The organism is Maricurvus nonylphenolicus, from assembly GCF_042854845.1.
Classification (GTDB): Bacteria; Pseudomonadota; Gammaproteobacteria; order Pseudomonadales; family Cellvibrionaceae; genus Maricurvus; species Maricurvus nonylphenolicus.
The window spans coordinates 171627-186448 of the sequence record NZ_AP031498.1 but is presented as its reverse complement, the minus strand read 5'-3'; the positions used below and the strand labels follow the sequence as shown (position 1 = coordinate 186448).

Here is a 14822-nt window from a genome sequence, read left to right as displayed (position 1 = left end):
ATAACTATTTATTAAAAGACAGAAGCCTGAACATACCTTTGATGACACGACTGTTCCACGATCGTATAGGCAGCAATTTCAATATTTCCCTAGCCAACGCCTTATCGCGTTTGGATGCTTTAACAAACATACTAACTAAAAATTTGGTTCGAACCGCGTGATAATTAGGCTCACCTGAAAACAGCTCATAAGTCTTTAAAATATTCTCATACATATAGCGTATTTTTTTTGTCGTATTGGTAGGATGAATACGATAATAAGCAAAGACATCATTTAATACGGCGATTTTCCCACCTAGATGAGTCACCGAGAGCCACATATACAAGTCTTCAAGTTGGATATCGGCACGCCACCCCCCCACTTTCTCAATAGCAGAGCGCCTGACAAGTGCGGTAGGAGCAGGTGGGGCATTACGAGAATTCTTGAACAGCTCTGCAAACCCGAATTCGCGATATGGCTGCATAGAATCCTGCTTAGGATAAAGAAGCCCTTCGCCATCTATTTTCAGGATATTACCTCCCGTCACATAGATATCTGGCCGCTCTTCCATAAAAGCAACCTGCTTTTCCAAGCGATCGAGCATCATAATATCATCAGAGCCTAGCACGGCCACATAATGCCCTTTAGATAACTCAAAGGCGCGATTTAGCGTGGAGGTTAGCCCTGAGTTTTTTTGAGCCAGATATACAAAGCTTTTATCTTTGCTGAGATTTTCTAAAAAATTTTGAGAAGAATCGGTTGAACCATCATCAATAACGATCAACTCAACATTGGAATATGTTTGATTTAATACACTCGAAATTGCGTCCCCGATGTACTTCTCATGGTTGTACGACGCGATTATTACACTTACGAGAGGCAACTCATCCATCCACAAGCGCCTCTTTTTTGCCACCCCACAACTTAATCATCGGAGAAGAATTTCGTGCAGCACTAAAATATAGAAAAGCCAAAGGAATAACTAGAGTAAACCAATGCTCATTTGGACGAGACAATAAGCCTGCACCATCTGTCATCCCCCCCAATAAAAACAGGCTTCCCCATAAAGCAACCCACAGATTTAACCCATCCTTCAAAAAAGGCTTTATCAAAACAAAAAAAACGCTGAGGAACCAGATAGCTAATGCGACCCCACCACCATAATAAGCCATCATAATGTATATATTGTGAGCTTCCGCAAACGGATATGAAACACCCTCAATATGCAGCAACATCTCAGCCCCTAAACCGCGCCCAATCCACCAAGCGCCTTCAATTTTCTCTATACCAGCAGCCCATATTTCAGGACGATAGGATAAACCTCTATTTACAACCGAGTGATCTATCTGCATAAAGAAGAATGCTGCTGCAACTGCAATAGCCATATAACCAGCAATACCTTTCCAGCCCCACCGATTAAAAACAGCCAATCCAATAGCACCACCACAAAGCAGCCAGGCAGTTCTTGTCTGAGCAAAAAAGATAAGCAACCCAATAGAAACAGCAGACAATACAACAAGCCCCTTCACAACCAAACCTCTAAGCGAGAAATAACAAAAGGCAGCTATCGTCATAAAAAACATAAAAGTTAACACATGGCTCAATCTTAACGGATTGAAGAACGCAGCATAATACCCGTCTTTATAAAGAGAAAAATAGTCACTCTGCCCAGCCATAAATCTTTCTGAAAGCGGGTTTCCCATCAAAACATAAAAATCGACTATCCAAAATATACAAGCACAAGCCACACAAACAATCGCGCTAATTACAGCTAACTCCATTTTTGGAGCGTCTTTTTTCGAAAAATAGCACAATCCATAACATGTCAAAATAGCGCAGAGACCGCGTTTTATATAATCACCAGTAGAGCCGCCCCCCCCCCAGACTGACGATAATATTAAGTAACAAACCAGAGAAATTGGCAACAGAACATCTAATCTATATATTTTTGAAAACGCGTTCCTTAGATCAGAAACAAGTACAATCAGCGCAGGCAATACTAAAAATGCGTAAACTATTGTTGTAAAGCCTGTTCTTTTAGTTACCAGAAACATTCCTGCCAACAAAAGGAAAACCCCTACCGTAAACCAACCCACCATAACTCGGTCAAACAATGTATCAGACTTTTTTATCGCCTCAACATTTCCTTTCAGGGTATCCGCACTAACATCCATTATTTATATTCCCGCATAATATTTCTAAACTTATCCTGAGCAGATCTATCACTAAAATTATTGTTAATATATGTATCCATCTGTCCCCCTTCCTTAACCGCAAGATTTAGCGTTAAAGCCTGAGCTAAAGCCCCAATCCCCTCCAAAGGAATCAACTCCCCGTACTCCCCCACAACCTCCGGCGCCCCACCAACATCTGTACTAATCACTGGCACCCCAGCAATCATCGCCTCCAGCAACACCATACCAAACGGCTCATAATTCGAAGTCAGAGCAAACACGTCGAAAGCTTTAAAATATTGCCAAGCATCGGGAACTCGCCCCAAGAAATTAACGGCATCCTCAACACCCAATTCTTTAGCCTGCTGTTTTAATTCATCTTCCAAGCGACCATCACCGACCACGACCAATAAACCGTTATCCAGGTCGGGGAAAGCTTTAGCAAAGCCGGCTATTAAGGTTTTTTGATCCTTGTCTGGATGCAGGCGACCTACATTCCCAACAATATAGGCATCCTGAGGCAGTCCCAACGCTTCACGCGCAGCATTTTTTCCCAGCTGACCAGCCTGGTACTTTTTGGTATCGATATGGTTGTGGATAGCATGAAGCTTTTCTTCGGGGTAAGCCGGTAAAGTCTTGGCAATATCACCTCTGATTGCATGCGAAACACCAATCAGGGTCAATCGTTGTTGGCAGCTAGCAACGTAGCGTTTGCGCCAAAAACCTTCGAAAACGCCGTAGGCATGAGCCACGCCAAATACGGGCAGGTCTTTAATATGAGTTGCGATATATATCGGCTTGTAACGGTGCGCGACCGCTAGGGAGAAATTATATTTCGCGTGAAGCTGTTGAACATCCTTGATTTGTTTACGCTTCAGGCCTCGCAAATCTTTTGAGCGATAGCCTAGGTAGATCACCTCGCCGCCTACTAGCTCAGAGACTTTATCGCTGGGCTCACCAGTCAAAAAGACGGTTACCACTTCATATTCAGAAGGATCAAACAGTACGCGCCACTGACGAGCCACATCGTCAAATGGGGCACCATAGCTATGGCATAATTGTAAAACGACTTTCTTATCAGCCACTTGTTGAGGACTCCAGCAATTCAGCAAATGGTTGCAGTGCTTTTGCAAAGGCAGCTTGGGTTTCACCTTGCCAATTTTTTAGAAACCTTTGCAGGTCTTTAGTTAAGCCTTTGCTTAAGGTTGGATTTTGGCTTTCTACCATAGCATCCAGATCAATCACAGATATGCCTTCCTCGGTCACTAATAAATTAGTCGCCTTCATATCGCCGTGGACAATCCGTGACATCCATAATGCATCAAATACTTCTTTGACTTGTTGAGATAGCTCTTCGAGCCGGGATCTCGAAGTACCTGTTTCCAACTTGGAAACTACCTGTAACATATCCGGGCTATCGCACGCTTCAGCAATAAAGAAACCACGGCCACGTAGCGGCCCATTACGCTCTTCGATCATGGCGATGGGCCTGGGGGTTTGAATGCCAGAAAAGCCAAGAAGATGTGCATTGATCCAAGAGCACCATGCACGTGTTGGCCGCCAGCAACGGCTTAAACGGTGGCGCCAGTTTTTCAGGTTATAACGCTTAACCACCAGCTTCTTGCCATCAACTTCTACTTTGGCGACCGTGGCCGAATTGCCTTCTTTAAGTTTTTCACCAACATCAATATAGGCATCAGGGTTTGCCAGCAGTGACTGCAATGCTGGGCTATCACAATCCCTTCGCCAGACCTGGAAACGCTTACTGCTCTTCTCGGCGATAAATTCGGTGCAGCTGCGAAATAGTTTTTTCTTGTAGTGGCGCCAGCGCAGACTCCGTCTTTTTACCGTTTCCTGCTTTACCTCTTCAGGCTCGAATTGCACACAAGGATTGGTGTTGTTATATGCCTCACAGATTTCCGCAATCTGGCCATCATGTTTGGCCGGTACCTGGGCCAGCATTAAAGCCAGATTCCCCAGCGAGGTCTTTTTATCCAGCGGCGAAATGCCCTGCTCTACGGTGCCCGCATCCAGGGTATATAAGGTGTTCTGGCTCACCATAAAGTTATCGAGATGGATATCCGTTTGGCAAAGGCCGTGGTCATGCAGTTTGGCGACCACTTCTGCGGCCTGAACCATATAGGCGGTTTTAGCCTCTTGAGAGCTTGCTTCCTGCCACAGGCTATAGAGCGACTGACCTTCTATATACTCATAAACTAAAGCATGAACGTCTTTGTCTTCCGCTTCCCAACCCAGTAAACAAGCGGGCACCGTGATCATGGATTCACAGAGACGCTGATAGCCATCCATTTCCTTAAGCCAGTCCTTTTCACGAAAGAAAAGCTTAAGCACAACCCGCTGTTCCTGGCCTTCATGGCTCCAGCGTCCAGACAGCACTACCCGCCGCCCCGGCAACAAACGCAGCAGGCGATCACAGGTAATGGGAGGCTGGTCGCCACCCAGGCTGATACACGCAGGCAACGGCAGGTCAAAGTCCGCCCTGACTAACGCTTGGGCAGCCACTGTCGATGGGTTGTTCATAGGTAGAAAACTGATTTAAAAGATCAGCGAATTGTATCAGATATGCCATGGCCTCGTTAGCCGGGACACCTAGAAAGACTGTAGAAAAGGAGGGGATATTGGGGGCGTTTACCACTGGTGCTTCCTGCTACCGTCACGCCCCCGATCTTTACAACTTTGCGAGCCCTTAATTAGCGAGTCGCGATACCCTGATGTAAGGCGGATACTGGAGCTGCAGCTTCGGCGTGGAATACATCAGTAAAACCTACGCTGCTGGCCAGGACGCCCAGGGCAAAAACAATGACCACTTTGGTCAGTACATCGGTTTTCATAGTTTACCCCTAATGCTCTTGGTGCTTATTGTTGTTATTTCAAGAGAGCAAGCTTTATACCTGAAATATCTGAAAACGCCAACTTTCTGGCGACGTTCTCTATTGACCCTCAGTATAAAGTTTTAGTTCCTGGCCCCTCAATGGCATAACCCCCTTATTGGGAAAGGCCTCACAGTAAAAGTTAGCACCCACCAACAACCGTGAAATAAAACACAAAAAACTGATGAATTTTATGCCATTTGGCGAAAATTCCGACGTTTTGGCGTGCTCGAGTACCACGTCAGTGCCCCCATACAGGGCGTAAAAAACGATCAATTACAGAAAAGTGACAAGAATTGGGCAGGGAATCTGAGCATGGAAAACTGAAACCGGCCACAAAGGCATTACCTAATGTGGCCAGTTAGCATTTGAAGACACAGGATGCCCAAAGCACTCGCTTTGCTCGCGGGGCAGGCCCTACCTGCCTAGGCAGGTAAGACAATAGTCAGGACAGGAAGAACTGATAAGCCTCGTTATCCGTCTCATTCCAGTACGGGTAACCCAGCTCATCAAGGAAGCTTTTCACCTCTGAACGGTCACCTTTGGGTACCTGCATACCTACCAATACCCGGCCATAGGCTGAACCATGATTGCGGTAATGGAACAGGGAGATGTTCCAACGGCCTGCCAATTGGGTCAGGAAGGTAAACAACGCCCCGGGACGCTCCGGAAACTCAAAGCGGTACACCACTTCATCATCAATATTGGGCGCATGACCACCGACCAGATGGCGAATATGCAATTTGGCCATCTCGTTATCGGTCATATCCACCACCGAATAGCCCTTGTCGGTCAGCTGAGCTATTAACTCCTCACGACCGTTAGTCCCCTTGGCACTGTCAGGAGATACCTGCACACCCACAAAGATCTGGGCATCCTTCTCATCGGCATAACGGTAGTTAAACTCGGTGATATTGCGCTTACCCAAGGCCTGGCAGAATTTTTTGTAAGCTCCCGGCTTTTCAGGAATGGTTACCGCCAGGATGGCTTCACGCTTCTCACCGATTTCAGTGCGCTCAGAGATATAACGCAGGCGATCGAAGTTGGTGTTGGCACCGGAATCGATAGCTACCAGCGTCTGGCCTTCACAATTATTCTCTGCGATGTATTTCTTCAGGCCCGCCAGAGACAAGGCACCAGCTGGCTCGGCAATGGAGCGGGTATCCTCAAAGATATCCTTGATAGCCGCGCAGATCTCATCGGTATTGGCGGTGATCACTCCGTCAATGGTGTCTTTCATTACCCGGAAGGTTTCCTTGCCGATTTGAGCTACTGCCACCCCATCGGCAAAGATCCCCACCTGCGGCAGCGTCACACGGCGGTTTTTCTCCAGAGCGGCTTTCAAACAAGCGGCATCTTCCGGTTCAACCGCATAGACCTTGGTCTGCGGGCGCACATATTTGATATAAGCAGCAACGCCGGCACACAGTCCACCACCACCCACAGGCACAAAGATGGCATCGATATGACCGGGATGCTGGCGCAGAATTTCCATCGCCACAGTACCCTGCCCGGCAATCACATCAGGATCATCGTAAGGGTGGATATAGGTTAAACCTTTCTCTTCCACCAACTTCTTGGCGTGATCAGAGGCTTCATCATAGGTATCACCGTGCAGCACAACCTTGGCACCACGGGCTTTTACCGCATCCACCTTAATGGCCGGCGTCGTACGCGGCATGACGATAGTCGCCTTTACACCCATCTCATGGGCAGATAGCGCCAGGCCCTGGGCGTGGTTACCGGCAGATGCAGCAATCACTCCACGGGAACGCTCCTCATCACTCAGCTGACGCAGCTTGTTATAGGCACCGCGAATCTTGAAGGAAAACACCGGCTGCAGGTCTTCGCGCTTGAGCAAAATTCGGTTGTTCAGGCGACGGGAGAGCAAACGGGTTTCATCGAGCGGTGTTTCCACCGCCACGTCATAGATTCGGGCATCCAGGATGCGCTTGATATAGGACTGAGGCATGGTCTACTTAAATGTTCAGGGCATTGGAACAACCCCAACGGGGATTGCCATTCAAGCCGGCGAGTTAAGCGGGCAATAATACCCGACTACCGACATACCTCGCCAGCCCGTATAATAGCGACTTTTAAAATTCATCATGCCGAATGAGCCCATCATGACCCAAGACGAACTGAAACAGGCCGTTGCCCGTGCCGCCGTTGACTATATTCACCCCAAACTCGATAGCGACAGTATCGTCGGTGTGGGTACCGGCTCCACCGCCAACTACTTCATCGACTACCTGGCAGAGATCAAAGGCAGCTTTGATGGCACCGTGGCCAGTTCCGAAGCCTCGGCAGAACGCCTGAAGAGTCACGGCATCCCGGTTTACGACCTGAACGCTATCGACAACATGGTGGTCTACGTTGACGGCGCCGATGAAACCAACCCGGCGTTGGAACTGATTAAAGGTGGCGGCGCAGCCCTGACCCGTGAAAAGATCGTGGCCGCGGTAGCCGATGAGTTTGTTTGTATTGCCGATGGCAGCAAGTGGGTCGATACCCTGGGCGCCTTCCCACTTCCGGTAGAAGTCATTCCTATGGCTCGCTCTCACGTTGCCCGCGAACTGGTGAAGCTGGGCGGCGACCCGGTTTACCGTGAAGGTGTTGTGACCGATAACGGCAATGTAATTCTGGATGTTCACAATATGGCCATTACCAACTCCAAGCAGATGGAAAAAGATATCAACCAGATTGTTGGGGTAGTTACGAATGGTTTATTTGCTGCGCGAGCCGCGGATGTACTGTTGATTGGGCGTGAGTCCGGAGTGGAGACTGTTACCGCTTAGCTTAGCTGATTTTATAGAGTGCCACAGATCCGGTTTACCCAAGGAGCGGCGGGGTCTATTCCCGGCTGCAAGACTTGTGTTGGGGCGCTCGCACTGCGGAACTCGCTTAAAAACGCTCAAACAGTCCTCGTCAACGCTCCCGCCCCAACACAAGTCTTAAACGCAGCTTGATTGGTCATAGACCCCGCCCCTCCTTGGATAAACCTGCCTACAGAAAAATTAAGTCAGTTCAGCATTAGCACATTGGGAAGGAGGCAGTCGGTGGAGCTGATCGGAGCAATCAGTCCATCGCTTAAGCGGCCGGAAAAAGTCAGGGTAGTCGCGGAGGTTGTCTGAGCGTTTTTAGCGTCTTTTCAAAAAAAGCCGCAGCGCTGGCTTTTTCCGGCCGCTTATGGGCGTGGAGAGCAGCTTCACCGACTGCCTCCGAATTTAGAACACCATTCTAGCAGCTTCTCTTCTTACGATTTTGATTCAACAACAACCGGCCCCGAAACCCGATAGACCAAAACGTACAAAACCGGCAACAACAACATCGTCACAGCCGTGCCTACCAGCAGACCAGACATAATCGTCACCGCAATCGACTGCCAGAATACATCCTGCAGTAACGGAATCATCCCCAGCACGGTCGTCAAACTGGCATTCACTACTGGCAATAAGCGCGACTCCGCCGCATCCACCAGGGCCTCATAACGCCCCATACCAGCTTTCAAATTTAGATTAGCCTGATCAAGCAACACCACGGCATTTTTAATCATCATGCCCGACAAACTAAAGGCACCCAGAATCGAAATAAAACCCAGCGGAATACCGGTAATCGTATGCCCCCAAATAATGCCAATTAAAGCAAAAGGCACAATGCCAAAAATAATTAACGCTGGACGAAACGCATTAAACAATCCAACCACTACAACTGCCATAATACACAACGCCAATGGTAAACCCGGCAACAACGATTTACGCGCAGTATTACTGGATTCATACTCACCGGCATACTCAAGGCTATAACCCGCAGGCAGCTTCAAAGCCTGCAGCTGAGGAATAATATCTTCATAAACTTTTAACGTTGACTTGCCCTGTGTTTCCGCCAATACAGAAATTGTTCGCCGTCGATCGTATCGCCAAATAATAGGGTCATACCATTGATATTGGGTATCCTTACTCACCTGCCCCAAAGGAATACTGTTGTACGCAGCCGCCGGGCGAATTTGAATTTGGTCCAGCATGCGGCTGTCTTCCGCCGTCTCATCCACACGAATCACGATCGGGTAGGTTTCATCATCCTGGCGCATAACACCGATGGTTTTACCGTCGAGGGTTTTCTTGGTGGCATTGGCGACATCTTCGCGACTGATGCCAATCCAACCGCCTTCCTGCAAACTATAGTGGGATTCGATTCGCATACTGCGCTGACGCCAGTCACTGTTAACCAGTTCGATATTGGGATGGGCGCGCAGAATATCCTGCACCTGGGTTTCAATATTGCGCAAGGTATCGTTGTCGGTTGAAGCCGGGCCAATCACGCGAATTTTTACCGGCCAGGGATCGCCAGAACCAACACCAAATTTATTTACACGGATCAACGCCTGTGGTTGGGTTTCTTCCACCCATTTCTGTAGCGATTCACTGAGGGCATTAACTTGCGAGGCTTTTTCCGTTGTCACCAGCAACTGCGCATAACTAGGATTGGGAAGTTCGGGGCTTACCGGCAAATAAAACCGAGATGGACCCTGACCAAAAAAGCTGCTGACATTGATAACCTCGGAAGACTCTAACAATCGGTTTTCCAAAACTTTCACATCTTCAGCAACGGTAAGCAATTGGGTGCCCTCGGGGGCCCAGTAATCCACCATAAACTGATTGCGCACCGCCTCGGGGAAAAACTGCACCGGCATCCATTTGGCACCAGCGATTGACAATACCAAAGCTGCAAAAATCGACAGCACAAATACCGCTCTGCGACGCAGCGCCCACGTCAGCAACAAACGGAAACGCCCCAATAAACCAGTCACTGACTGGTCGGTGGTTTGCTGCTCAACCTTAACCCAGTACATACACAACAAGGGCACAATGGTTTGCGAAACCACCCAACTTAAGAACAACGAAAGGCCGACAACAAAAAACAGAGCACTGGAATACTCACCGGAACTATCGTCAGAGGCGGCGATAGGATAGAAGGCCATAACTGCAACCAGCGTAGCGCCCAATAAGGGTATCGACGGCAAATTGGCCGCTTCTTCTGCCGCCTTAAGACGACTCATGCCCTGCTTGACGCGAACCACAAAACCATCGGCAACAACAATGGCATTGTCCACCATCATCCCCATGGCAACCACCAATGCCCCCAAAGACACCCGGTGCAAATCAATCTGTAAGGCATTCATCAGCGTTAGACTGCCAAGCACGGTTAGACCCAAACCCGCCGCGCCAATAATCAAGCCCATGCGCAGTCCCATGGTTAAACTGATCACCAAGAAGACGATGACAATCGCCTCGACCAGATTCACCATAAAACTGTTAACGCCCTGAGCCACATAATCTGATTGCCAGGCTACCTTGTGGATTTCCAAACCCACAGGCATTTGCGCTTGCAGCTCGGCCAAACGCTCTTCCACTTTGCGACCAACCAATACCACATTACTGCCTTGGGTGGGTGCCATTGCCAACGCCAAGGCAGGTTTACCGTTACTACGCATCAAAGAAGCAGGTGGTGTTTTATAGCCATAGGATAATTGGGCAATATCTTTTAGGCGTACCAGTTTAGAGCCATCCTGGCCTCCACTGGTCGGAATTAATAAGTTGCCAATATCATCGAGACTTTTTAATTCGCCAGAAATTTGCAGAGAGAACTGCCGTGTACCCACTTCTGCGGTGCCGGCATCCACCACCTGGCCCTGCGCTTTTATCACCTGCATCATATTTTGCAGGGTTACGCCTGATTCCGAGGCCTCTGAAGTCGACAGATCAATAAAGACCTGTCGTTCCTGCAATCCCCAATAATCGATGCGTGAAATTTCCGGCATTAAACTCAGTTCACGCCGCAGGTCTTTTACATAACTTTTTAGATCGTGGTAGTTATAACCATCACTGGTAATGGCAATCAAAAAACCAAATACAAAGCCATAGTCATCACGAATAACAGGTTCATGGGCATCGGCGGGTAAATAGGGTTGCACATCTCGAATTTTTCGACGCAGCTCATCCCATACCTGGGGTAATTCCGGTGACCAGTACTCATCTTTAATTTCTGCCTGGATTACAGCGCGACCGTCGCGACTTAATGAGGTGAGATGCTTAAGTTGCGGCATTTCCTGCAACTTGGTTTCTATCACCTCAACAACTTCCTGCTCAACTTCCTCAGGCGTTGCGCCGGGGTAATCAACCACAATGGCGGCAATTTTGATGGAATAATCGGGGTCCTCTAACCAGCCCATCTCTAAATAACTGAGCACACCGGATAGGGCCAGCAAGATGGCAGCAAAATAGGTGAGATTTTTTCGCTGCAGGCTAAACTTGGCTAAATTCACTCGTGGCCTTCCTCAACTTTCGGAGAAGGACTCTTTGGTGAAAGCTCTCTAGCACCCGCACTGACACTTTCCTGAATCGAATTAAGGCGACGAATTTTTTGGCCTTCCTGCAAACTGTGCACACCGGCCACCACAATTTCATCGCCATCAGTCAAACCGCCTTCAATCAGCACCACCTCTCGACTGATACTGCGCACCTTCACCGGTTGTAAAACAACATGGTCATCCTTCACCACCCATACGGATGATTGCGTCTGATCACGCAGAGTAAAAATAGCACCGGCAGGCACTTCTATTGGGTCTTCAATACCAATATTTTCTCCTTGGGTTTCCGCAAAGGCGACACCAGACATGCCCGGCAAAATCGTAATATCCTCAGGCTGATCTATCACCAACCCGAAAGGAAAGGTTCGATTCTCCCGTGAGGCTTCCCGCCCCCACTCTTTAACATCGGCATCAAAGATGCGATCAGGATAAGCATCAAATTTTACCCGTACCTGGTAATCTGCAACCTGCTCACTGAGTACCGCAAACTGCTCCGGTAAATCCACCCACATTTCAATTTGAGAAATATCAATTAAGCGCACAACCTGAGTCGAGGCGGGTACAAAAGTGTAGTTGTCGAGATATACCGCTACCACCAAACCATCAAAAGGCGCACGCAGTGTCGTATCGGCAAGCGCCTTTTTATCCAGCGCCAACTGGCTTTCCAGAACATCCAGGTTGGTCTGGGCATCATCGTATTGAGTCTGCGAGGCATTGCCAGCAACCAGCAGCTTTTTCAAACGACGCTCATCATTAACTGCCTTGCGATAACGGGCCTGGGTTGCGGCCAAACGTGCAGAAAAGCTTTTCTGATTCAGCTGCGCCAGCAAGTCTCCCTGCTTAATTTCATCGCCAACCTTGACGGGTAACTTCTGCAAGGTGCCATTGACTTCAAATGCCAGGTTTACTTCTCGAACAGGTTCGGCCCTGGACGGAAAGCTGGCACTGAGGAAGTGATCCAGACTTTTTACCGTTAGCGTGTTAACCGGTCGAACGGTTTCAGTCGCGGTTTGAGGTTCTGAACAGCCAACAAGGGATAAGAGTGGGATAACAAACAGACATTGCACCAACAGGGCGTGGTGTTTCATAGAGTGTTCTCATACAAATTATTTCAAAAATTGCAGAGAAAAGGGGGAAATCAGTCTGCGCCACCCGGACGCAACAACCCTGTCACCCCAGCATCCTGCAATGCTTTTTCCAGCGTGCGTGTCACTGATTCCGCATCAGGCAGCAACATCACTTCATCGAGCAGATTTTCCGCCTGCTCCAACGTGATACCACGAATCACAGACTTCACCTTGGGCAGATTGGTGGCGTTCATCGACAATACATCGAATCCCATCGCCATCAGCAAAATGGCCGCGCCGGGGTCACCGGCCATCTCACCACAAATACCCACACTGGTACCCTGGCTGTGGCCATCGTTAACCACCGACTGTAACGCTCGCAACACAGCGGGATGGAAGGCGTGATACAAATCGGCCACACGGGCATTATTGCGATCTACCGCCAACAAGTATTGCGTTAGATCATTACTTCCCACAGAAAGGAAATCAGCACGGGCGGCAAGCTCACGCGCCTGATAGACAGCAGAAGGCACTTCCACCATCACCCCAATCGGCGGAATTTCGATGCGGTGGCCTTCTTCCAACAGCTCATGATAGGCGCGATACACCAGGGTTTTGGCGGCATCCAGCTCTGTCACACTGGAAATCATCGGCAACATAATGCGCAGGTTGTTTAGCCCTTCGCTGGCCTTAAGCATCGCCCGCACCTGAGCCAGGAAAATCTCCGGATGATCGAGGGTTACACGAATACCGCGCCAACCGAGGAAGGGGTTATCTTCATCGATGGGGAAATACGGCAGGGATTTATCCCCACCCACATCCAGAGTACGCATGGTAACCGTGTGGGGCGCAAAAGCTTCGAGCTGCTCGCGGTAAATAATCCGCTGCTCTTCCTCACTGGGGAAACGATCACGCAGCAAAAACGGAATTTCGGTGCGGTACAGGCCCACGCCTTCGGCACCACGCTCCAGGGAGCGCACCACATCGGCCATCAAACCGGTGTTTACCCACAGGGGCACGCGGTGGTGATCGAGGGTTTCACAGGGCAGCTTTTTCAGCGCCTCCAGGCCCTTGATTAGCTCACGCTCTTCGGCGCAGATCTCTTCGTAGTGTTTGCGCAGGGTAGCGCCGGGGTCGGTATAGATAGAACCGCGGTAACCATCAACTATCAGTTCACGACCATCCACCTGGGTAAACGGCAAATCCACCGCCCCCATTACCGTCGGTATGCCCATGGCACGGGCCAAGATAGCAACATGCGAGTTACTGGAGCCCTGCACCGATACCAAACCAGCCAAGCGCTCTTTCGGCACCTCACCCAACATGGAGGCGGTGAGCTCTTCACCCACCAAAATGGCATCATCCGGAATTACCCGGCACTGCTGCACCTGCTCCTGCAGATAGGACAACACCCTACGCCCCAGGTCGCGCACATCGGCGGCCCGCTCGCGCAGGTAGGAATCGGTCATGCTGGCGAAGTTACGCTCATGCGTCAGAATCACTTCCGACCAGGCATAGGTCGCCGCAACACCTTCTTTAATGCGCTCCACCACCTCACCGCCGAGCGAGGCATCATCCAGCATCGCCAGGTAGGCATCGAACAGCGCCTGCTCCTGCTGGTTTAGGCGGTCGGTAAGCTGTAAGCCAAGGGCTTTAATGTCATCGCGGGCCAGCTGCAGGCAGCGGTGAAAAAATGAGATCTCTTCATCGATATCTTCACAGGTCTGGAAAGGCACACCGCGTAAATCCGCCGCTGGCGTCATCACGACGGCTTTACCAATGGCTACACCCGGCGCCCCAGCTACGCCTTTAAAGCGGGCTTCGGTAGCAGCAGCCCCCATACGCTCCAGCGCACCGGTAGCTTCAGCATGGGCAATAACGCCGGCCAACTGGGCCGACATGGTAACCAGAAACGCTTCTTCGCCTTCATCAAAGCGACGTCGCTCGCCCTGCTGTACCACCAGCACCCCCAACACTTGGCGGTGGTGAATAATGGGCACCCCCAGAAAAGAACTGAAACGCTCTTCCCCGGTTTCGGCAAAATATTGGTATTTCGGGTGATCGGTGGCCTTTTCGAGATTGATGGGCTCTTCGCGCACGGCGACATACCCCACCAGACCTTCATCCGGGCTCAGGCGTACCTGCCCCACGGCATCGAGATTGAGGCCATCGGTGGCCATTAATAGGAAGTGCTCGCTTTCATCGCGCAGATACACCGAGCACACTTGCGTGCCCATAGTGCTCTTAACGCGAGTCACGATGATATCCAGCGCAGACTTCAAGTCGCGGGCCGCGTTGACCTCTTGAACAATACTGCGCAGTGAATTCAGCATCCTGCCAC

The 14822-nt window shown here is 49.8% G+C and carries 10 protein-coding genes; 1 reads left to right on the top strand and 9 read right to left on the bottom strand.

All coding sequences use genetic code 11. The features are described from left to right. Nucleotides 1–4: 4 nt before the first annotated feature. The 6 genes from ACGHZ6_RS00855 to ilvA all read right to left on the bottom strand — a co-directional run bounded on the left by ACGHZ6_RS00855 (nt 5) and on the right by ilvA (nt 7016). Nucleotides 5–871 (bottom strand): glycosyltransferase family 2 protein, encoded by an 867-nt coding sequence (locus ACGHZ6_RS00855; protein ID WP_390616874.1) that lies wholly within the window; start codon nt 869–871, stop codon nt 5–7. After that, the gene (locus ACGHZ6_RS00850) at nt 864–2153 is read right to left on the bottom strand and encodes an O-antigen ligase family protein (protein ID WP_390616873.1); all 1290 of its coding nucleotides are present in this window, start codon (nt 2151–2153) and stop codon (nt 864–866) included. Before ACGHZ6_RS00850 ends, ACGHZ6_RS00855 begins: the two co-directional genes overlap by 8 nt. Beyond that, the gene (locus tag ACGHZ6_RS00845) at nt 2153–3238 is read right to left on the bottom strand and encodes a glycosyltransferase (RefSeq protein WP_390616872.1); all 1086 of its coding nucleotides are present in this window, start codon (nt 3236–3238) and stop codon (nt 2153–2155) included. Before ACGHZ6_RS00845 ends, ACGHZ6_RS00850 begins: the two co-directional genes overlap by 1 nt. Further along, complete coding sequence (locus tag ACGHZ6_RS00840) at nt 3231–4694, bottom strand: phosphotransferase (RefSeq protein ID WP_390616871.1); 1464 nt, start codon at nt 4692–4694, stop codon at nt 3231–3233. Before ACGHZ6_RS00840 ends, ACGHZ6_RS00845 begins: the two co-directional genes overlap by 8 nt. 170 nt (nt 4695–4864) lie before the next feature. Beyond that, on the bottom strand, nt 4865–5005 hold the full coding sequence (locus ACGHZ6_RS00835; protein WP_390616870.1) for a hypothetical protein: 141 nt from the start codon (nt 5003–5005) through the stop codon (nt 4865–4867). Between the two features lie 484 nt (nt 5006–5489). Continuing rightward, complete coding sequence (gene ilvA, locus ACGHZ6_RS00830) at nt 5490–7016, bottom strand: threonine ammonia-lyase, biosynthetic (protein WP_390616869.1); 1527 nt, start codon at nt 7014–7016, stop codon at nt 5490–5492. Nucleotides 7017–7170: 154 nt separating this feature from the next. Between ilvA and rpiA the strand changes: the two genes are divergently transcribed. Then, nucleotides 7171–7842: a ribose-5-phosphate isomerase RpiA gene (gene rpiA, locus ACGHZ6_RS00825; RefSeq protein ID WP_390616868.1), complete on the top strand. Its 672-nt coding sequence runs from the start codon at nt 7171–7173 to the stop codon at nt 7840–7842. 458 nt (nt 7843–8300) lie between these two features. On the opposite strand, the gene ACGHZ6_RS00820 is transcribed toward rpiA, so the two are convergent. The 3 genes from ACGHZ6_RS00820 to ptsP are packed head-to-tail and all read right to left on the bottom strand — an operon-like array spanning nt 8301 to nt 14814. Beyond that, the gene (locus ACGHZ6_RS00820; RefSeq protein WP_390616867.1) at nt 8301–11369 is read right to left on the bottom strand and encodes an efflux RND transporter permease subunit; all 3069 of its coding nucleotides are present in this window, start codon (nt 11367–11369) and stop codon (nt 8301–8303) included. After that, nucleotides 11366–12502, bottom strand: coding sequence for an efflux RND transporter periplasmic adaptor subunit (locus ACGHZ6_RS00815; protein ID WP_390616866.1), 1137 nt, complete (start codon nt 12500–12502; stop codon nt 11366–11368). Before ACGHZ6_RS00815 ends, ACGHZ6_RS00820 begins: the two co-directional genes overlap by 4 nt. Before the next feature lie 50 nt (nt 12503–12552). After that, on the bottom strand, nt 12553–14814 hold the full coding sequence (gene ptsP, locus ACGHZ6_RS00810) for a phosphoenolpyruvate--protein phosphotransferase (protein WP_390616865.1): 2262 nt from the start codon (nt 14812–14814) through the stop codon (nt 12553–12555). Between the last annotated feature and the right edge of the window lie 8 nt (nt 14815–14822).